Origin of the sequence: Hymenobacter roseosalivarius DSM 11622 (assembly GCF_900176135.1) — a bacterium.
Lineage (GTDB): Bacteria > Bacteroidota > Bacteroidia > Cytophagales > Hymenobacteraceae > Hymenobacter > Hymenobacter roseosalivarius.
In genome coordinates this window covers 82,301-102,444 of sequence record NZ_FWWW01000099.1, presented here as the reverse complement: position 1 = coordinate 102,444, position 20,144 = coordinate 82,301, and the positions used below count along the sequence as shown (strand labels likewise).

Genomic DNA, 20,144 nt, shown 5'->3' with positions numbered 1-20,144 from the left:
CTCCGACCAAGCGGCCGGAGCTAATTCCAGTGGTTAATAAACAAGCTGAAAACTAGTGCGTGATGCCCTGTTTGGTCAGGTGGTCAAATACACCGACGCGGGTAGCAAACACTCCCTGTTCGCTTTCTGCCCAATTGGCCGGGCACTCTTCGCCTTTAACTTCGTAGTACTGAAGGGCACTTACCATGCGCAGGGCCTCATCAATATTGCGCCCCAATGGGCCATCATTAATGAGCTGATGGCGCACGATGCCATCTTTATCAATAAGAAAAAGCGCCCGATAGGCTAAAGGCGAGCCGACAAAGGTCATTTCGCCGGCTTCATTGTAATCGTAGCGGCCGCCGAGCACGTCGTAGTTGGCGGCTATGGTTTTGGTGGCATCGGCCACCAGCGGATACGTGACGCCTTCGATTCCGCCGTTCACGCGCGAGGTGTTGAGCCAGGCAGAATGCGAAAAATGCGTATCGGTAGAACAGCCTACCACGGCTACGGCCTTCGCTTCAAAATCAGCCAGCTTATCCTGAAACGCCAGAATTTCGGTAGGACAAACGAACGTAAAGTCGGCGGGATAAAAGAAGAAAATAACATGCTTTTTGCCCAGATACCGATCAAGGGAAAACTCTTCTTCAAATTCGCCATCAATGACGGCCGTAGCCTTAAAAGAAGGGGCGCGCTTGCCAACTAGAACTGCCATGGAAGTGATATTAGAGGGGTGAGATAGGGTGAACGCAAAAGGATGGTACGTTGCCCAAAGTCGCATTTATGTTTAACGTGCGGCTTTGGCCGCTCTGCTATACGCTAAGATGAAGCCGGGGGACATTTATTGTGGCTCGTTTGCCAGATCAGCTCGCTCGCCGGTGATGTGCAGGGAGAAGGAGCGGGGCCGAAAGTTTTGAAAGCCACGGGCTTCCAGAAATTCCCGGATCAGCGCGTCCAGCTGCGGGTCGCAGTAGTCAATTATTTCCTGCGTATCTGAGCAGTACAAATGGTGATGAGTCGAGCAGTCGGCGTCATAGCGGCGGCAGGCCCCCTCCGCCGTGGGAACGCGCTTGCTAAGTCCAGTAGTCACAAAGCTATCCAGCGCCTTGTATACCGTACCCAGCGACAGGGTAGCATCGTGCCGTAGCACCTGACGGTGTACTTGCTCAGCCGTTGGATGGCCCTTTGCCACCACCAAACTCTCCAAAATGAGCAGGCGTTGGCGCGTGGCCCGCAGGCCCGCCTGCGCGAGGCGGTCGCGCAGCCACTGGCGGGTAGGAGCCGCTGGCAAAGAAGCGTCAGAAGGTTTAGCGGAAGTGCTCACGGAAAGAATGGATTCTCCTTAAAAGTTACCTCAACAAGGCGTAGAAAGGCAATAATGTTCGCTGGGGGGCAAAAAGCGCTGAACGTGGAGCTGCACGTTGCGTTGCTTTCGCATCAGCGCCCCTTAAAATCGGCCGGCCGCTTCTCCACGAAAGCGGCCATTCCTTCTTTCTGATCCTCAGAGGCGAACGTCATGTAGAAGTTCTTGCGCTCAAAATGCAGGCCTTCATCCAGATGCGTCTCAAATGCCCGGTTTACCGATTCCTTGGCTAGGCGCGCCGCTACCGGCGACATCTGCGCGATGCTGGCCGCCAACCGAAACGCTTCCTCCAGGTATTGCCCCACGGGCACCACCCGATTTACAAGGCCGTGGCGCTCGGCTTCCAGCGCCGAAATAGGTTGGCCGGTAAGCACCATTTCCATGGCGCGCGCTTTGCCCAAAGCCCGCGTGAGCCGCTGGGTGCCACCCGCGCCCGGCATCGTGCCGATGCGAATTTCGGGCTGGCCAAACTGCGCCGTCTCCGAGGCCACAATCATGTCGCAGGTCATGGCCAGCTCGCAGCCACCACCCAGCGCGAAGCCTGATACGGCGGCAATCAGCGGCTTATGCGTCTTCCGAATCTGGTCCCAGGTGCTGAACTGGTCGATGGTGAGCATATCGATGGCCGTGCGCCCCGCCATCTGCTTGATGTCGGCACCAGCGGCGAAGGCCCGCTCGCTGCCGGTAAGCACGATGACGCGCACGGAATCGTCGGCGCACAGCTCTTTGAGCGCCGCGGCTACTTCCTGCATCAGCTGCAAATTGAGCGCGTTCAGCTCTTTGGGACGATTCAGTTGGATGAGCGCGACTCGAGGACGCGCGGCGGGCGTAACGGTTATGAATTCCATGTAATGGGAGAAGATGTAGGGGCGCATCGCATGCGCCCGTCGTTGTTTAGTTGTTTGAGTGGAGCCGCATAGCGTCGTTCAATGAGCGGGTGCAGGCGCCGCGCTCCTACGCATCGCGGCACACGAACTGAAACGTGAGGCGCGTACGCTGCTCCAGTAGCAGCTCGCGGCCCATAGTAAGGCGCTGAATACTGGCCGCGTCGTAGTTCTTGATGGTGTACAGCTCCAGGCCCGTATTATAATGAATGGTGAAGTGGTCGCGCAGGTGGTTCAGGAGCTTTTCGAGGCGGTAAGCCGAAAAATCGGTGCAGACGGAGAACGAGATGGCCGAGTTCTGCATCAGATTGATTTTCAGTCGCACCTGCGCCAGCGCGCCAAAAATCACTTCCAGGTTTTCCTCCGAGATAAAGGTGAGGTCTTTCGATTCAAATGAAATCAGGCACTGGTCGGCTTTGCGAATGAAAGCTGGGGCCAGCGCCGCGTGCCGACAATCGCCGATGCGGGTGCCCTCGGCCGTGGGGTCCAGGAACGATTTTACATACAGCGGAATACGCTGCACGGCCAGCGGCTTGATGGTTTTGGGGTGAATGACGGACGCCCCGTAATACGCCATTTCAATCGTTTCCTGGTAGCTGATTTCCGGGTAGCGCACCGTGTCGGCGAATATTTTGGGGTCCGCGTTGAGCAGACCGGCCACGTCTTTCCAGATCGTGACCGACTCCGCGTGCAGGCAGTAGGCAAAAATAGCGGCCGTGTAGTCGGAGCCCTCGCGGCCGAGAGTGGTAGTAGCGCCGCTGGCCGTGCCGCCCAGAAAGCCCTGGGTCACCACGGGGCCGGTCAGCAGGAGTGGGGGCACTTCATCGCGTATGTTATACTCCGTGGTGGGCCAGTCGAGACGGCCTTCGCGCCAGGTATGATCAGTGCGAATAAGGGGGCGGCAATCCAGCCAGTGCGCCCCCAGGGCCTGGGCCACAATGCTGGTCGCCAGCAGCTCCCCGTAACTCACGATCTGGTCGTACTGCCGGTCGTAGTCGCCGGGCGTGAGGGTGGTAAGCTGCTCGCAGAGTTGGGCCAGAAGGTTTGCCAGGTGACTTTGATTAGCAGTAGAAGGCGGAATTTGCCCCCCGGCCTCCGAAAGCAGCGCCGCCGCCACGCCTGCGTGATACTCGCGCAGTGCCGTGAGGGGAGCTGCGTAGTCCTGGCCCGCGTGTGCCAGATGAAATATCTCCTCCAGCGCATTCGTGGTTTTGCCCATGGCCGATACCACGATGAGCAACTGCTCCTGGGGGGTATTTTTGCCCACAATGCGCGCCAGATTGCGGATGGCTTCGGCATCGCGCACCGACGCGCCGCCAAACTTATACACCTTCAAACGATGCGCTTCCTGCATGGGTCAAAAGTACGTACTCGGCTTTAGTGTTGCGAATTATGTCTTGAATAGCACGCAAGATGCTATCCAGCGCATCACAAACAACTCAAATCCCTTAGTTTTGTACTCTAGACCCACCGCTCACTTCCCCACCCACATGGATCATAATAAATTCGCACTTCCGGTCGGCGCCACCCTCGACCGTTTCATTATGCGCAAGCAGGAGGACTTCCCCTACGCTACCGGGGAGCTTTCTCAATTGCTGCGCGACATTGCCCTGGCAGCTAAAATCGTGAACCGCGAAATCAATCGTTCGGGTCTCATTGATATTGCCGGCGCTTATGGCAACCGCAACGTGCAGGGCGAAGATCAGCAGAAGCTCGACGTGATTGCCAATATCCGCTTCATCCGGGCCTTGCGCAACGGCGGTGAGGTGTGCACCATCGTGTCGGAAGAGGAGGATGAGATGATTCAGACCGGCAATACCCAGGGTAAGTACATCGTAGCCATCGACCCGCTGGATGGCTCTTCCAACATCGACGTAAATGTCTCGATTGGCACCATTTTCAGCATCTACCGGCGCATGTCGCCCACCGGCACCGATGGCACGGCCCAGGATTGCCTACAGCCTGGCACCCAGCAGGTGGCGGCCGGCTACGTGATTTATGGCTCCAGCACCATGCTGGTGTACACCACCGGCAATGGCGTAAACGGCTTTACCTACGATCCGTCGTTGGGCGAGTTTTTCCTTTCGCATCCCGACATCGTTTCGCCCAAAACAGGCACCATCTACTCCATCAACGAAGGCAGCTCCGACTCTTTTTCCGAAGGCGTCGCGGCTTTTGTGGCGCACTGCAAAGAGAACAACTTCTCGGCTCGCTATATCGGCTCACTGGTAGCCGATTTCCACCGCAACCTGCTTAAAGGTGGCATCTATATCTATCCGGCCACCAAAAAAGCCCCCCAGGGTAAGCTGCGCTTACTATATGAGTGTAACACGCTGGCCTTCATCGTGGAGCAAGCCGGAGGCAAAGCCAGCAATGGCCGTCGGCGGACGATGGAAATCGAGCCAGACAATTTGCATGAGCGCTGTCCACTATTTATCGGCTCCACTGAGCTGGTCGAGAAAGCCGAAGCGTTTTTGGCTAAGGAGCAAGCTTCAGCGAGTGTTGCTATCAGCTAGCTTTTGCTAATTTGATCCTGTTTAGCGCATAAAAAAGCCCCCCGGATCAATTCCGGGGGCTTTTTTATGCGCTAAAATACGTCAGGTGACGGCTAAGCTTTTTTGGCTGCCTTGCTTTCATCACCCGCTTCGGGGTTAGTAAGCTCGTCCGATTCTCCTTCAGCGGGGATAATACCTGCGGTGCTCAGCGCTTCGTCAGCGGCCGGCTCTTCCTGCTGAGTGCCTGCCTTGTCTGCCGACTTGGTCAGGGGGGCGTTTTTGGCAGGCTTATCTGCTTCCTCGGCGCTAATAGATTCTTCTTCCGTAGCAGGTGCCTGATAGTCGAGGCGGCTGCTTACGGCATGGTACCACGAAACCAGCTTCTTAATATCAGACATGTACACCCGCTGACGGTCATAGTCTGGAATAATGCCCTCCATGAAGGCCGTTAGGTCGCGGTCCTCAGCTTTGTTGTTGACGGGTAGGCTATTGCCGTGCTGCTGATAAATACGGTCAAATACCTCCGTCAGAGGTACCGTCTGGTCGTAATCTTGGGTATAAATGGAAATCTCCTGCAGGAGCGAAACCTTGTTGCGGGCTGAGGCTACCGAGCGGGCCGCCTTCTCATCGAGCGACTCCACGATAACGCCGTTGCGGGTTGGACGCACCAAGCGGTAAAGACCCGGCATTCCGCTTATGGCGGCGATTTCCTTCAGGTCGTAGGGCATAAAAAAACAGTTGGGATGAAAAAGAAAAGTTATTCGGTGTTACCCGCCGGCTTATTGGCCGACAAGCGGAATACGATGGGCAAGCTAGTCAGAATCGCGTAATCGGGCTTGTTGAACTTGAGCAGACGCACGACGCGCAAGGCTTCCTCGCCCAGGCCGCCGCCCACGCCCTTCACCAATTTAATGCCCGACATGGTGCCATCGGTGTTCAGCGTAAAGCTCACGATACAAGTGCCTTGGATGCGGTTGCGCCGAGCTAATACCGGGTAATTAATTTGCTTATCGATGAAGGCATACATGGCTTGCTGCCCGCCTTCGTAATACTCAGCCACCGGAATGGCTTTGCCCACGCCGGTTTGCGTGACTGGTTTAGCGGCCGGAGTCTGAGCGAAGGTCGGAACCACGCCGAGTAATAAACCGAGCAAAAAAACAAAAGAGATTTTTTTCATGAAAAAAACAGATAATTACGTCGAAAAATAATATTCTCACTTTGGCAATTACAAGGCCAATTTAAGAATTGTTGGGGGCTTGGGCGAGCTGCTTATTTATTTCGTTAATAAAACCAAGCACCTCATCGCGGCCCGTCATATCCTCCGCCGACGTGATAAAATAGCGTGGCAGTTCGTCCCAGGTTTCACTCAGCTTGCGAGTATAGTCGACCACGTTTTGCTGGGTGCGCGAGCCCGACTGCTTGTCGGCCTTCGTGAATACGAGCACAAATGGAACCCCTTCCTTGCCCAGCATATCAATAAACTCAATATCAGGGGCGAGGGGCGGATGGCGCGAGTCGATGAGTACAAATACGCAGGTCAGATTCTCGCGTTGGCGCATATAGAACCCAATCATCTTGCTCCAGGTAGCTCGCGCCGTCTTGCTCACTTTGGCGTAGCCATAGCCCGGCAAGTCGACCAAGTACCACTCGTTATTAATAAGAAAGTGATTTATAAGCTGCGTCTTGCCCGGCGATGAAGAAGTCTTGGCCAGCCCTTTCTGACCAGTAAGCATATTAATCAGCGAAGATTTGCCCACGTTAGAGCGCCCGATAAAAGCATATTCGGGCAGGGTAGCCGGAGGGCATTGGTCTGCGCGTGAGTTACTTGTAATAAATTTAGCTTCGCGAATCAGCATACTGTTCTCTGCACGGGTGAGGCTACAAAGGTAAGTGAAAGCCATGGCTGCACCGTATGGTAGATTTTTGGATGGCCGTCAGAACAATATTTTCGAATTCATTACAAATCTGATTTATTATTTGCAGCTATATATTCAGACCAGTGAATTATCGTGATTAAAAGCTGTTACAGGATTCTTTTTAATTAAATTGGATAGGATGAAGGTCGTATTATAAAATTTCTATCTTTGCCGCCAAGTATCTGCTTTTTGGATAGAAATATGCTCGTTTAATCGAACTGTTATTTGCGCTTTTTAGACGCAGTCACTTATAAGGTGCGCGCTGACCATCAACCTAAGAGCTGCCTTTAAGTATAGGGCCCTATTTGCCCGGAAGCCTCTCCTCATACGCTAAGTACATTTTGCTCCATCTTACTTCCTGCACTCTTTAGTATTAAACCCCCTCCACCAATGGATAACTTAGTCAGAAGTTTATTGAAAGCTTCTTGCGCCTTCGCTATTGCCGCTGCCGTAGCTCAGCCCGCAATGGCGCAGGGCACCCGCAAGCAGCTCAAGACTGCGAATAAGTTCTTTTCTCAAGAGAACTACCGCGCTTCTATCCCTTTTTACGAGCAGGTGCTAGCCGCAGAGCCAAACAACGCGCTTGCTCTGTTTCGGGCCGGTGTTTCATACATGTCGTTTGATAAGGAAAAGGCCAGCGACTATATCTACAAAGCGCAGCGCCTGAAGCCCAAGGTTTCCAAGGACGTGGAGTACTGGTTGGGCCGCGTAGATCACCTTAACTACAACTTCGACGAGGCTATCACGCATTATCAGACATACAACGCTACTCTTAAGCAGAAAGACACGCGCAAAGCAGAGCTGGCTCAGCTGATTCAGCACAGCAAAAACGCTAAGGTTCAGTTTAGCACTCCTAAGGACATATTCGTAAAAAACCTGGGGCCACTAATCAACACGGTTCACTCGGAGCACAGCCCGGTTATCTCTGCCGATGATAAGATTTTACTCTTCACTTCGCGGGGCGAGAATGTAACTGGTGCCGGCAATGCTAATGGCAAGAAAGGCGGTAACCTGGCCTCCGATGGCGAGTACTTCGAGGATATCTTCGAGGCAAAGCGCATCGATGAGGACGAATGGGAAAAGCCTCGTTCGCTTAGTGGTGTACTCAACGGCAAGGGGCACGATGCCTCCATTCAGGTGTTTGATAACGACACCAAAATGCTGATGTATCGCCAGGATGAGAACGGTGACTTTTTCTACTCCGAAAAAACGGGTGGTGACTGGACGCAACCTAAAAAGCTGAATAACAACATCAACACCAGCGCTTTTGAGTCGGATGCCTACATTACCCCCGATGGCCTGACGATGTACTTCTCCACGGGTAAGTACTCCGAGGATAATACTCTGGATATCTACACGTCTACCCGTACAGCGGGCGGCGACTGGGGTAAGCCAAAGCCAGTAAGCGGCATTAATACCAAGTACGACGATGACAGCCCGTACCTGAGCAAGGACGGCAAAACCCTGTATTTTAGCTCGCGTGGTCTGAATACAATGGGTGGCTACGACATCTTCAAGTCTACCTACGACTCGATTGGTCGGAAGTGGGGCCGGCCCGAGAACATGGGCTATCCTATCAATACACCCGATGATGATACCTACTACCGTCTGAGCCCGGATGGTACGTATGCTTATCTGTCGAGCTACCGCATCGGCGGCTACGGCGAGAAGGATATCTATACCATCAACTATATTAAGAATGCCACCATTCGGGGCAAAGTGTTCAGCTTGCGCGACAGCACGGTGATTCCGGGAGCGGAGCTGGTATTCAGTGGGACCCAGGCTGACCAGACAGCTCTTAGCTACCGCGACGTTACCAAGCCCGTAACCGGTGATTATCAGGTCAGTGTCCTGTCGGGCCGGCCTTACCAGGTAGCTGTATCGGTGGATGGTAAGAATATTATTACCGAGGAGTTTCAGGTGCCAGTAGCCACCAACGACTCTACCATAGTGGAGAAGAACTTCTACGTGCCTTACGTAGACAGCTCTAATGTATACGCCTTTAAGAAAATCTACTTCGAAACGGATAAGTACGCCCTGCGTCCTGAGTCTATTACGGAGCTGGATAGAGTGGCTAGCATCCTGAAGGCAAACCCCGGCGTAAATATTTCGGTAGAAGGCCACTGCGACTCGCGCAATACAGATGAGTACAATATGACCCTCGGCGACAACCGCTCGACGGCTGCTTATAAGTACCTGCTACGTAAGGGTATCTCTGATGCTCGCCTCGTAACGGCTAGCTACGGTGAGCGTCGCCCGGCTGCTCCAAACGATACACCTGAAAACATGCAGCTTAACCGTCGGGTTGAGTTCCGTGTAATCCAGCGGGAAGGCGAGCCTGCTCCGGCTTTGAACACGGGTAACAGCACTACTACAATGGGCGCGGGCACCACGCCAACTACTTCTCAGGCAATAGCTCCTGCCGCTTCAACAATGGCTACCGACTCTTCGGCAACTGCTGCTCCTATGGGAACAGCATTGCCCGATGGAAAGGTCAAAGTTAAAACCGCCGACGGTACCATGATCAAAACGAAAGTGGACGACGAGAAAGTGAAAATTAAGACGGAGTCACCCAACGGCGAGGAGTCGAAAACCAAAGCCAAAAACGGCGAAATCGATTCCAAAGTGAAAGACGCTGACGGCAAAACTAAAGTGAAGACCGACAACGACTAATCGGCTTTACAGAGTTCTAAAAAACGGGTCGGGCGCTATGCCCGACCCGTTTTTTTTTCAACATAATGCCCCCCGCCGCGTTATGGTTGAGCAATTTTGCCCCCCGTCCTTCGTTGTTCGCCCCAGAGCCCTATGACCGTTGTACCTTACAAAGATGATGCTGCCGGCAAGAAGTCGCAGGTAGCCCAGATGTTTAACAGCATCGCTGGCAAGTATGACTTTCTGAATCACTTTCTGAGCGCCGGCACTGACATCTACTGGCGGCGTAAGGCAGTGAATCAGTTAAAGGACCTGCGCCCAATGCTCATTCTGGATATTGCCACCGGTACGGCCGACTTTGCCATCGAGAGCCTGCGTCTGTCGCCGGAAACGCAGGTGACCGGCATTGACATCTCGGAAGGCATGCTGGAAGTAGGGCGCCGCAAGCTGGTCGAGAAAGGCCTTTCCCACCGCATTCAACTGGAGCTGGGCGATTCGGAGAGCCTGCCTTTCCCAGATAATCACTTCGATGCCGTGACAGCTTCGTTTGGAGTGCGTAATTTTGAAAACCTAAAGCAGGGGCTCGCTGAAATGCAGCGGGTATTGCGGCCGGGGGGCAAAATGGTGATTCTGGAGTTCTCCAAACCCACCGCCTTTCCCCTCAAGCAAGCGTATAATTTCTATTTTCGGCGCGTATTGCCCGTTTTTGGTAAGCTCATTTCCAAAGACCGCGCCGCCTACACCTACCTGCCCGAATCGGTGCAGGCTTTCCCCGATGGTCCTGACTTCCTGTCTATTTTAACGCAGGTTGGCTTCAAAAATCCCGCATGGCAACCCCTCACGTTCGGCATAAGCTCCATTTACACGGCTCAAAAATAATTTGTCTGGCTCTCGTCGGTTTCGTTCTCCTGCTGTTGCCACTAAGTGCGCAGGCGCAACGAAAGACCCGCGCCAAAATTGGTAAAAGGGGGAATATTAAGTCCATTACGGTCGATAACCTGGCTGACTATGACAATCGGTGGTTCCACCCCGGCTTCTATGTTGCCCCCAATTTTTCGAGTTACCGCATCGAGCAGTCGCAGGCATATGTAAGTAGTCAGGCGGTAACTGCCAACTCGATTATCAGCCCCGGCTTTTCGGTTGGTTTCGTTGGTGACGTGCGGTTGGCCAATCATTTCAATCTGCGCTTCACGCCTGGAGTGAGCTTTATCACGCGTCGCATAGAGTTTAAGCCACTGCTCACCAACGACTCTATCCAGACGCAGGAAATAGGAACCACGCAGCTTGAATTCCCACTTCTGTTGAAGTTCAGGTCAGACCGGCGGCGCAATACACGGGTATATGTGGTGGGGGGCGTGAAGCCGAGCTTCAACGTCGGCAACCGCCGCAAAGACCCTGAGCGCAACCTGCTGCTCACCGATAACAGCGACATTGCCATTGAGTATGGGGTCGGGCTCGACCTGTTTTACCCCTTGTTTAAATTTGCGCCTGAGCTGCGCTTCTCCCATGGCTTGACTAACCTTTTGCAACCAGGCTCGAACGTGTACAGCCGCAGCCTGCAAAGCATGCGTGCTCACACGGTTACTCTTTACCTCACTTTCGAATAAAGAAATAGCAAAAAAGCCCCCCAGCGCCTGTTTTCATGCTCTGGGGGCTTTTTTGCTTGCCAAGAACTTTCATACTTGTACGGCTCAACATGAAAACTGCTTTTATCACAGGTGCTTCTTCGGGAATTGGTCGGGCGACAGCGGTAGCACTGGCGCAGGTGGGGTTTCAGCTCGTCGTGACGGGACGGCGGCGGGAGCGGCTGGAAGAGCTGGCGCGGCAGCTGGCGCCTACCCCAGTCCATCTACTGCTTTTCGACGTGCGCGACCGCGCCGCCACCGATGCAGCCGTGGCCGGTTTGCCTTCTGATTTTCTGCAAATTGATGTACTCGTCAATAATGCCGGCGGAGCCCACGGCCTGGCACCCATTCAGGACGGCGACCCCGACGATTGGGACCAGATGTTGGACAGCAATGTGAAAGGCTTGCTTAATGTAAGTCAGGCAATTTTGCCCGGTATGGTTCAACGAAAGCAGGGGCACATTATCAATATCGGCTCCATTGCTGGTAGCGAAACCTACGCCAATGGCAATGTGTATTGTGCCTCCAAAGCGGCCGTAGCTGCGCTTTCCAAAGGCATGCGACTTGACCTGCTGCCCCACCATATTCGCGTGGCCGAGGTCAATCCGGGAGCGGTAGAAACTGAGTTTTCGACGGTGCGCTTCAAAGGCGATAACGACCGCGCCGGCAGCGTGTATAAAGGCTACAAGCCCCTACGGGCCGAAGATGTGGCCGATGTCATTCAGTTTATGGTCACGCGTCCGCCCCACGTAAACATCGCGGAGGTTCTGCTTTTGCCCGCGGCTCAAGCGGCGGCCACTACGATGCGAAAAGACTTGTAAGCTTCGACTTTTGAGAAGAAACTTTGTAAAAAGCCCCCCAGATTCGGTATCAAGTCGTGGGGGGCTTTTTAGGGTTACAAACCATGGTCGATAGCAAACTGCACCAGCGAAGCAAGCTACCCATAAGGGCCAGCCGCAGCCAAAGGCGCTGATGCACAAAGCCTATGTTGAGCGTCCGATGCTAGGAGCCTGGCGTGAAAGCACCGGCCCGAAACAGGCTGTCGGCGTGCGCAGGCGTGAGCAGGGCCGAGAACAGCTCCGAGTAGTAACGGTAAGATTCGGAGAGGGGGGCACCATCCAAGTCGCGTAAGTAGAGCTATCGACGATATTTTGGAGCTGTTTGGGGGCCGCTGTTGCCGCGGTCAGACCCCGCGCCAGGTATCCAGTCAGCAGCCCCAAGACAAGCCTATATCGGCGCACGGCCGGGCGACAAAAGCAAGAATCAGATGCGCGACCTACTACGGAACCATCTCAGGCAAACATGGGATAAGTCAAATAGGTGGCACCTCGGCGAATAGCTACTAAGTGATTAAAAATAAGCTGATGGGTAAAGATGCCCTTCTATCTCAAATTGCTTAAATGTAGGTATTTCATGGAATGGTGCAAAATATTGGTATTGCTTATCCTTTGTTTGCTGAGCCAATGCTCTGTCGGTCAGCTGTTAACATATATATCTACATAAAAAAATCGTTATTACCCTATGTTTGTAGTTCGCTGCGTTTGGCCATCCCTCACTATGATGCAACTGCCCAGCAATCGTTTACTCCTTCGCATAGCAACTAGCCGGACTATGGGGCTCCTTCTGGAACCCGGCTACCATCGCCGACAATCGCTATAGCGTGCAGCTAGAGTTGCTGGCCGTTGATAAACACGCTACCAACACCGCCTACCGCTATACCGGCCCCTGGAGTCTGAAGAGTCCCGGCGAAGACTTTAAACTGGAAAGCCGCTATCTCAAGCTACGGGAGGGCGACCAGCCCAATCTGGTGAGTGTGGGCGTGAACGCCCGCGGCCCAGGCCTGATGCTGCGTATTGGCCCTCTGACTATTGGCTCGAATAACCTACAGGCTCTGTTCGAAAAAGTAGCCCCTACGGCACCAACGCTTATGCTGAGCTTTCGCTATTGGCTTGGGCTAATAAACGGCATAAGACGCCGAAAAAAGCCAAGGTGCCAACCCAAAAAGTGAAGACAACACAGAAAGTCGGTTAAGCGGCCAGCTGCCGCAGTACGGCGGCGTTAAGCTCGTGCTTGCCCGCAAAGCGCAGTACGGCAGGCTCTACGCCCAGGCGGAGCAGAAAGTCGCGCTGCTTCTGCAGGTCAGCTTCCTTGATAAACTCATCCTGGTCGCCGCACACTAGCACGACGGGCAGGCGTTGCAATAAGTGGGTGGCTACCGCAAAATCCATATCATCGGGGAAGGCACCGGCCCACAAAATGAGCCGGCCCGGCCGGAGTGTGGCGCGGGCCAGCCACCGGCTAACGGTAGCTGCGCCCTGCGAGAAGCCCAACACAGTAATAGCCACGTCTGGGGGGCATTTTTGCAGCAGCGTTTCGGTCAGCTGGTCCAAATACGTCACATAGTCATCAATCTCCGCCAGCCGGTCCTCACGCGTCATCCAGCTCGCCCCGACGCGCCCCCCATTTCCCTGCAAATAAAAGCGGGAGAGGCCTTCAGGGGCTATTATTACCGTGTCGTCTGCTTCGATGAGCACGGCAAAATGCCGAATAAAATAGGCTGCCAGCTGTCCGTAGCCATGGCACACAAACCAGATGTGCCGGGTGCGCTCCGTTAGCTCACCCAGCTGATAGTACCGCGCCGTACGCGCCACCGTAAGCCGATGCTCCTGAGCTAAAGCCACACCTGATAGTTAGAATATTGCAGCAACTGCTAAGCGGGCTGCCCCGGTAGATTTTCGGCCGTAAATTGAAACGGCAGCAAGTCGGCCAAGGTACGGAAGCGGTAGATGGTGCCATCGGGACCGGGCAGCAGCAGCGGAATCTGCTGGCTCTGGCGGTTTTCGTATTCGGTCATTACCTGTCGGCAGGCTCCGCACGGCATGGCCATTATAAAGTCGCCTTGGGCCGGGCGCGCGGCCACCGCCATGCCTACGATGCGACGCTCGGGCTGGCTTACCGCCAGGCCAAACAAGGCCGTACGTTCAGCGCACAAACCCGATGGATAGGCCGCGTTTTCCTGATTAGAACCGCGAAAAACAGAGCCGTCGTCAAGGAGCAGCGCGGCCCCGACGTTAAAGTGGGAGTAAGGAGCGTAGGCGTGGTCGGTGGCGGCGCGTGCCGCGTGCCAGACGGTGGCTTCGGATGGTGTAAGCTCCGCTTCGGAAGCCAAGACATCCACGGTAATAGTTAGTTGCAACGGTTGAGGCATTGGCAGGTCTAAAGAAATGCAGCTTTCCATCACCAACCAAGCGGCCCCGGTAGGAGAAGGGGCGGTGAATGTAAGACATTTATCCTTTTACAAGTGTATCTACATCATAACATTCAGAAATTTGCTCCCTAAGCACTCCTTTCTTCCCTTGTGCAGTCCTAAGGACTTTCGTGTACACCGGTCATTCACAACGAACGAAATGGCCTGTTGCCAGACGATGGATTAGAGATAGAGTTCGTAGACTTGCGCATCACTACGCACCCTTCTCTTGAAAAATATACTGCTGCTCGGGGCCGGGCGTTCGGCATCTTCTCTGATTAACTACCTGTTGCGCCATGCGCCCACCGAAGGCTGGCACCTCACCGTGGCCGATATGCAGCCCGCGCATTTGGTGCCCATACTCGTAGCGCACACCGAATACGCCCGCGCCGTACCGTTTGATATTCAGAATGATGCGCTGCTGGAAGAGCTGGTAGCCGCCGCCGATGTGGTGATTTCCATGCTGCCCGCGGCGTTTCATCCGGTGGTAGCCCGCGCGTGTCTGCGCCACCGCCGCCACCTGGCCACCGCCAGCTACGCCACCGACGAAATCCGCGCCCTCGATGCCGAAGCGCAGGCTGCCGGCGTAACGCTGCTGATGGAATGCGGCCTCGACCCCGGCCTCGATCATATGTCGGCTATGCAGGCTTTAGAGAAAATTCGTGCGCGTGGGGGGCAATTAGTGTCCTTCAAATCATACTGCGGCGGTTTGCTCACCCCCAAGTCAGAGGGGAATAATCCGTGGCGCTACAAGTTTACCTGGAACCCGCGCAACGTAGTACTGGCCGGGCAAAGCACCGCCAAATACCTGGAAAATGGCCAGCCTCGTTTTATCCCATATCAGCAGCTCTTTCGCCGTTTAGAGGTTTTGGAAGTGCCCGGCTACGGGCTGTTTGAGGGCTATGCTAACCGCGATTCACTCAGCTACCGCGCACCCTACGGCCTCGATACTATCCCGACAATTTTGCGCGGCACCCTGCGTCGGCCGGGCTATTGTGCCGCCTGGAATGCGCTGGTGCGCCTCGGCCTCACCGACGATACCGTGCAGCTGGGCAATACTGCCGACTGGACGTGGCAGCAGCTCATCGCCGCCTACCTGCCTCCATCTCCTATTCTGGGAGGTGATTTGGCCGCTCGGGTTGCCGATTACCTGGGTTTGAATCCGGACGGGGAAGAAATGCGGCTGCTCAGTTGGCTCGGGCTCTTCAAGCACACGGCGGTTGGCCTACCCAACGCCACCCCGGCCCAATTACTCGAACACCTGCTAACCGAAAAATGGCGTCTTCAGCCCGGCGACCACGACCTGATCGTGATGCAGCACCTGTTTGAGTTTACGCTGGATGGCAAACGCTACCGGCGTACCTCCTCGCTGGCCGTGTCCGGCGACAACGCCACCCACACGGCGATGGCCAAAACGGTGGGCCTGCCCCTTGGTATGGCCGTGCGCCGCCTAACCCGCGGCCTGATAGCCCACCAAGGTGTGGTTATTCCGACTCATCCCGATCTATATGAGCCTGTTTTGGCCGAATTGGAAGCTGAGTACGGAATCGTGTTTCAGGAGGAAGAAAGTGCGCTATCAGCCTGATAAGTAGTAATCGGCCTTCAATTTTTGCTTACTGCCTATTATTGCCTATTAATGCTTCATTGGTAATTCTCAAACCGCTGAGCTTTTCTGAGAAGGTCAGCCGCAACTCAGAAAGCCAGATAAAAATCGCGCAGTAAAGCCTTGAATTCTGGAGAATACGCTGACTCAGCCTCGGCGTATATAGCCAAGCTGCTGCTTTCGGGGGCGTTTGGCATTCGGGTGAAGGTGGTGATATGCCGGCTAACGCGGCTACCCAGGCGATGGTGCAGCTGAAGGCGAATGCTTGGAAAAAAGCCCCCCAGGGCCGCCATCTGCTCAAAATGGTGCATCTCAGGCGGCGGCAACAGCACGGTAAGCTGCCCGTCGGGGCCGAGGTACCGCGTGGTGAAGGCGATAAGCTCCTCAAAGGATAACGTATCGGCGGCAGTATGGCGGGCCGTTGTCCGTGCCGCGTCAGGGGAGCGAAGAGAGTGGCGAAAGAAAGGCGGATTACAGATCAAATGATCGAAAGGCTCCGGCTGGGTACGGGCAAATTGGGCCAGGCTCATTCTATGCACCCTGATGCGCTCCGCCCAAGGACTAGCGGATACATTATCAAGGGCTTGCGCAGCGGCAGCTTCATCCAGCTCAACGGCTTCTATCCGAATATCAGGGTTGCGCTGGGCCGCCATTAACGCCAACAGGCCCGTACCCGTGCCGATATCGAGCAAGCGAGTAGCGTCGGAAAGGTTGGCAGTAGCGCCGAGCACGCAGGCATCGGTGCACACCTTCATCGCGCACTGGGCTTGCTCAATGCGGAAGTGCTTGAACTGGAAGTATGAGTTAGCCAACGAGAAGCAATTGATCTGATTTTTTTGTTTGCAGGCTCTTCAAATAAGTAATATACGGCTATGGATAACGCTACTAAAACCAAATAAATAGCTATAGCACCAGCTGTAGACTTTTCGTTGAAATAAGGGGTCAATAGTTCATGAATAAGGCCCATATGAATTAAGTAAAACGCATAGGAGCTTTTTCCTAGTACAGAGAATACTTTGGTTGATAGAAGTTTTGAAATAAAGCTTTCCTCCCTGAATAACCCCAGGAATATAATAGCAATACACAAAGGAAGATAAAGATTGTTTACTGCAATTCCTATTGGATGGCTTGTGCCAAAATTAAGTCCATATACTTCTTTTATCTTCATTAGGGCAAATACGCCCAGAGCGAAAAGTATGATGCCGCTATATGTGATAAAGCCAAAATTATAATTGGTTTTGCTTCTCATCAAATATAGCGCTAAGCCGGCGCCAATAAAAAATTCATAGAATCGGCCAAAAAATGTAGAATATGCTACGAAAGATAAATTCTCAAAAAAAGGTAAGTGCAGCTGATTAAATAATGTAACCGATAAAAAACCCATGAAAGGCAACAGAACAATAGCGGAAATCCAGATAATGCCTTTCCTGCCTCTATTGCTATTTAGGAATGGAAAAAAGAATACGGCAAACAAGTAAAAGAACTCTTCGACACTGAGTGACCACGACTGAGGAAGGCCAGTAAATGCGTATTCCAAGGATAAGCTTTTCAAAAGCGTTATATTTAAAATAAGAGCGTAAAGATAGTACCTGCTGAATCCGACGTTGTTGAAAGCAATAAAAAAAACCGGAAGAGTTAAAATTATGTAAAGAGGATATATTCTTGTGAATCTGTTGAGAAGATAGGTTTTTATATTTTTAGGTGAGAAGTTTTCTGTTGTGAAGTATCTTTCTGTAATAAGGAATCCGCTGAGGGTAAAGAAAATAGTGACACCTACATGAAATTCATGAAAGACATACTTCAAAGCCTGACTTCCGAATATGAGCTTGCCGGGATTGTAGTGGTGCAGATAAACCATAAATGCCGCTATCGCTCTTATACCAGTTAGCGGCTTGTAGTATTGTTTGATCATATAAGGTTTAGAATGCTGCCTGCTTTTCTAATAACTTTATGTCTTGTTTTTGTGGCTTTGCTATAGGCATTAAGTCAAAATATGAGATTTAAAATACCAGGTGTTTCTAAATACAATTTATTGCTTTACTATAGGCGCATGTTTAGTAATTCAGAAAAAGCTAAATAAATATTTAACGTCTGGTTTCAATAAGTTCATAACCTTCGTCGACAAGCAACTTGCCTAGTGTAGCGCTGTTAACGGCCAGACGGTCACAGCGCTCATTTTCGGGGTGGCCGTTGTGGCCGCGTACCCAGCGGAAGTGTATCGTGCGTTGCTTGTACACTTTGAGGAAGCGGCGCCAGAGGTCTTCATTGGCTTTTTTGCCAAAATCAGGCTTCATAGCCCAACCGAACACCCAGCGCTTTTCAACGGCATCAACCACGTATTTAGAGTCGGTGACAACAGTGATGGGCAGTTCGGGGCGCGTGACGGCCTCTAAACCAACGATGACTGCCAGTAGCTCCATGCGGTTGTTGGTCGTAAGCCGAAAGCCTTCAGTAAGCTCTTTCTCGTGGCGGCCGAAGCGTAGAATGGCACCATAGCCGCCTGGGCCGGGGTTTCCACGGGAAGACCCATCGGTAAAAAGGTATATCATTCTTGAGCGGATAACTATTTAAAAGTTCGCTTTAAACAGCTTTATGGCAATAGCGAGCAGAATTACGCCGAAAACGCGGCGCAAAATGTCTTCGCCTGCCTTGCCGAGTTTACGCTCAATCCAAGCGCTGCTTTTGAGCACCGCGTACACAAACACCAGATTTAAGACAATGCCTACCAGTACGTTGGGCAAAGAGTAAGCTGCCCGCAACGACAGCAGCGTGGTCATGGTGCCGGCCCCAACGATGAGCGGGAAAGCCAGGGGCACGATGGAGCCTGAAGCGGCCAGCGGATCGTTGCGGAATAGCTCAATGCCCAGAATCATCTCCATGCCAATAAGGAAGATGATGATGGCACCGGCTAAGGCAAACGACTGAAAGTCAACGCCGAAAAGGGATAAAATGCTCTGGCCTAGAAACAGGAAAACCACCATCAGCGCCCCCGCTACCAGTGTGGCTTTCTCGGAGTGCACTTTGCCCTCACGCTGCCGAATCTGGATGATAATGGGAATGGAGCCCAGAATATCGATAACAGCAAAAAGGGTAAGCGTGACGGAGAAGATTTCTTTTAAGGAAAACATACTGATGGCCTCAACCGAATGACTTTGAAGCGTAGCTCGGATTTGATGAGCAAGTCAACTAGAACAATACCGCCCAAATAAACTGAGCGGCGCGGACGGCTGCCAAGCCGGAGCTTGGCGTTACTTTAGGCAAAGTCCTTGGCAAAAAACTGCACCAGCTTCTCATAGGCCGCATCCGGGATGGCGGGAAAGTTGGCGATGCGCAGGCTATTGGCTTTCCAGGTGCCGTAGCCATTGCCGAGCTGCATCCCTTGCGCCAGGGCGTTGCGCTTTACCTCATCGATCAGGGCTGGGGGGCCTTGCAAGCCGATGACGGTGGTGGAGCGGGTTTCAGGGTTTTGCACCAGCGGGCTAAGCTGGGTAGCGCTCTCGAAGAAGTCGTAGAGCTTGGTGGCGCGGTCCTGAAGGTGCTGGTGCACGGCCTTGATAGGCGCCCGATCATGGAGCACGCGGCTGAGCAGGTAGATACCCAGCACATTGGGCGTGTAGTTGGTTTGCCAGTTGAGCATTTTCTCGTACTGAGCCGTCAGGCTGTTGTAGTGAGCGCGCTCATTGAGGTGGCGGAAACGGGCCACCGCGCGGGGCGAAAGCACCATGAGAGCCAGGCCGGCGGGCAAGCCAAAAGCCTTCTGCACCGAAGCAAACCAGATATCGGCCTTAATATATTTGAGCTGAATGCCCCCCAGCGAGGAGGTAGCATCGATGGCCAGCAAGGCATTGCCAAGGCGGTTGAACACGTTCAGGATAAAGCCATCGCGGAGCTGGGTCGCGTTTGAGGTTTCATTCTGAGTGAGGCAAACCAGGTCGGTGTCGTCGGTGAAGGGAAGCGTGTGCACATTCGGCAACTCATCGAGCCCAAAAGCCTGGCCACTGGAAGCAGGGCGCAGGGCGCGGGCGTAGTCGAGCCACTTCTCTCCGAAAGCGCCGCTGTATAGGTGAAAGCTCTTGGTGGGCGTCAGGCTTTGGGTTAATACTTCCCAGCACTCGGTGGCCGAGCTGAGAAAGAAAACGGTGTAGTCCTGCGGAATGTTAAGCTTGGCGCGCAGGTCGGCGACGGTTTGGCGCACCAGGCCCGTAAAACGCTCGCCGCGGTGCGGAACTGACAGCCAGCCTTCATCGAAGGCATCGGTGAGGTATTGGCGCACGGCCGGATACACAGCCGATGGTCCAGGATTGAAAGTATACATTCAGTTGATGATTGCTAGTGGAAAAGACAAAGGTAGTAGGAGCGGGGCTTGACCGCCGCCATTCT

Annotated in this window: 21 protein-coding genes; 7 read left to right on the top strand and 14 right to left on the bottom strand. The window is 53.6% G+C overall.

The window, feature by feature from the left end:
• Positions 1-52: 52 nt before the first annotated feature.
• The 4 genes from B9A24_RS19345 to B9A24_RS19330 form a co-directional block, all read right to left on the bottom strand.
• On the bottom strand, positions 53-694 hold the full coding sequence (locus B9A24_RS19345; RefSeq protein WP_084447663.1) for a peroxiredoxin: 642 nt from the start codon (positions 692-694) through the stop codon (positions 53-55).
• Positions 695-820: 126 nt separating this feature from the next.
• On the bottom strand, positions 821-1,303 hold the full coding sequence (locus tag B9A24_RS19340; protein WP_159452108.1) for a Fur family transcriptional regulator: 483 nt from the start codon (positions 1,301-1,303) through the stop codon (positions 821-823).
• A 113-nt stretch (positions 1,304-1,416) separates the two neighbouring features.
• Positions 1,417-2,190 (bottom strand): enoyl-CoA hydratase-related protein, encoded by a 774-nt coding sequence (locus B9A24_RS19335; protein ID WP_084447661.1) that lies wholly within the window; start codon positions 2,188-2,190, stop codon positions 1,417-1,419.
• Positions 2,191-2,296: 106 nt separating this feature from the next.
• Positions 2,297-3,580, bottom strand: coding sequence for an aspartate kinase (locus tag B9A24_RS19330; RefSeq protein WP_084447660.1), 1,284 nt, complete (start codon positions 3,578-3,580; stop codon positions 2,297-2,299).
• A 136-nt stretch (positions 3,581-3,716) separates the two neighbouring features.
• Between B9A24_RS19330 and fbp the strand changes: the two genes are divergently transcribed.
• Complete coding sequence (fbp, locus tag B9A24_RS19325) at positions 3,717-4,742, top strand: class 1 fructose-bisphosphatase (protein WP_084447659.1); 1,026 nt, start codon at positions 3,717-3,719, stop codon at positions 4,740-4,742.
• A gap of 92 nt (positions 4,743-4,834) precedes the next feature.
• Here fbp and B9A24_RS19320 read toward each other — a convergent pair whose 3' ends face one another.
• The 3 genes from B9A24_RS19320 to yihA form a co-directional block, all read right to left on the bottom strand.
• Positions 4,835-5,449 (bottom strand): DUF5606 family protein, encoded by a 615-nt coding sequence (locus B9A24_RS19320; RefSeq protein ID WP_084447658.1) that lies wholly within the window; start codon positions 5,447-5,449, stop codon positions 4,835-4,837.
• Between the two features lie 29 nt (positions 5,450-5,478).
• A complete protein-coding gene (locus B9A24_RS19315; protein ID WP_084447657.1) occupies positions 5,479-5,898 on the bottom strand; it encodes a TonB family protein in 420 nt (139 codons plus the stop codon).
• Positions 5,899-5,959: 61 nt separating this feature from the next.
• Positions 5,960-6,577 carry a ribosome biogenesis GTP-binding protein YihA/YsxC gene (gene yihA / locus B9A24_RS19310; RefSeq protein WP_234997538.1) on the bottom strand — a complete coding sequence of 206 codons (618 nt, stop codon included), beginning with the start codon at positions 6,575-6,577 and terminating at the stop codon, positions 5,960-5,962.
• Between the two features lie 474 nt (positions 6,578-7,051).
• Here yihA and B9A24_RS19305 point away from each other — a divergent pair, with 474 nt between their 5' ends.
• From B9A24_RS19305 to B9A24_RS19285, 5 genes are all read left to right on the top strand, one after another.
• Positions 7,052-9,310, top strand: a complete 2,259-nt coding sequence (locus tag B9A24_RS19305) for an OmpA family protein (protein WP_234997536.1) — start codon at positions 7,052-7,054, stop codon at positions 9,308-9,310.
• A gap of 132 nt (positions 9,311-9,442) precedes the next feature.
• Positions 9,443-10,168, top strand: coding sequence for a bifunctional demethylmenaquinone methyltransferase/2-methoxy-6-polyprenyl-1,4-benzoquinol methylase UbiE (gene ubiE / locus B9A24_RS19300; protein ID WP_084447654.1), 726 nt, complete (start codon positions 9,443-9,445; stop codon positions 10,166-10,168).
• Positions 10,117-10,896, top strand: coding sequence for a type IX secretion/gliding motility protein PorT/SprT (gene porT, locus B9A24_RS19295; protein WP_084447653.1), 780 nt, complete (start codon positions 10,117-10,119; stop codon positions 10,894-10,896). The genes ubiE and porT overlap by 52 nt, the downstream gene beginning before the upstream one ends.
• An 89-nt stretch (positions 10,897-10,985) precedes the next feature.
• On the top strand, positions 10,986-11,735 hold the full coding sequence (locus B9A24_RS19290; protein WP_084447652.1) for an SDR family NAD(P)-dependent oxidoreductase: 750 nt from the start codon (positions 10,986-10,988) through the stop codon (positions 11,733-11,735).
• Positions 11,736-12,574: 839 nt separating this feature from the next.
• On the top strand, positions 12,575-12,922 hold the full coding sequence (locus tag B9A24_RS19285) for a hypothetical protein (protein ID WP_084447651.1): 348 nt from the start codon (positions 12,575-12,577) through the stop codon (positions 12,920-12,922).
• Positions 12,923-12,941: 19 nt separating this feature from the next.
• On the opposite strand, the gene B9A24_RS19280 is transcribed toward B9A24_RS19285, so the two are convergent.
• The gene (locus B9A24_RS19280) at positions 12,942-13,595 is read right to left on the bottom strand and encodes an alpha/beta hydrolase (RefSeq protein WP_084447650.1); all 654 of its coding nucleotides are present in this window, start codon (positions 13,593-13,595) and stop codon (positions 12,942-12,944) included.
• A gap of 29 nt (positions 13,596-13,624) precedes the next feature.
• On the bottom strand, positions 13,625-14,122 hold the full coding sequence (gene cdd, locus B9A24_RS19275; RefSeq protein WP_084447680.1) for a cytidine deaminase: 498 nt from the start codon (positions 14,120-14,122) through the stop codon (positions 13,625-13,627).
• Between the two features lie 268 nt (positions 14,123-14,390).
• On the opposite strand from cdd, the gene B9A24_RS19270 reads away from it, so the two are divergent.
• A complete protein-coding gene (locus B9A24_RS19270) occupies positions 14,391-15,746 on the top strand; it encodes a saccharopine dehydrogenase family protein (protein WP_084447649.1) in 1,356 nt (451 codons plus the stop codon).
• A gap of 107 nt (positions 15,747-15,853) precedes the next feature.
• On the opposite strand, the gene B9A24_RS19265 is transcribed toward B9A24_RS19270, so the two are convergent.
• From B9A24_RS19265 to B9A24_RS19245, 5 genes are all read right to left on the bottom strand, one after another.
• Positions 15,854-16,576 carry a tRNA1(Val) (adenine(37)-N6)-methyltransferase gene (locus B9A24_RS19265; protein ID WP_143435069.1) on the bottom strand — a complete coding sequence of 241 codons (723 nt, stop codon included), beginning with the start codon at positions 16,574-16,576 and terminating at the stop codon, positions 15,854-15,856.
• Complete coding sequence (locus tag B9A24_RS19260) at positions 16,516-17,676, bottom strand: acyltransferase family protein (protein ID WP_084447647.1); 1,161 nt, start codon at positions 17,674-17,676, stop codon at positions 16,516-16,518. The genes B9A24_RS19265 and B9A24_RS19260 overlap by 61 nt, the downstream gene beginning before the upstream one ends.
• A 172-nt stretch (positions 17,677-17,848) precedes the next feature.
• Positions 17,849-18,313, bottom strand: coding sequence for a ribonuclease HI (gene rnhA / locus B9A24_RS19255; RefSeq protein ID WP_084447646.1), 465 nt, complete (start codon positions 18,311-18,313; stop codon positions 17,849-17,851).
• 18 nt (positions 18,314-18,331) lie between these two features.
• On the bottom strand, positions 18,332-18,892 hold the full coding sequence (locus tag B9A24_RS19250; protein WP_084447645.1) for a MarC family protein: 561 nt from the start codon (positions 18,890-18,892) through the stop codon (positions 18,332-18,334).
• Positions 18,893-19,017: 125 nt separating this feature from the next.
• Positions 19,018-20,079, bottom strand: coding sequence for an aminotransferase class V-fold PLP-dependent enzyme (locus tag B9A24_RS19245; protein ID WP_084447644.1), 1,062 nt, complete (start codon positions 20,077-20,079; stop codon positions 19,018-19,020).
• Positions 20,080-20,144 lie beyond the last annotated feature (65 nt).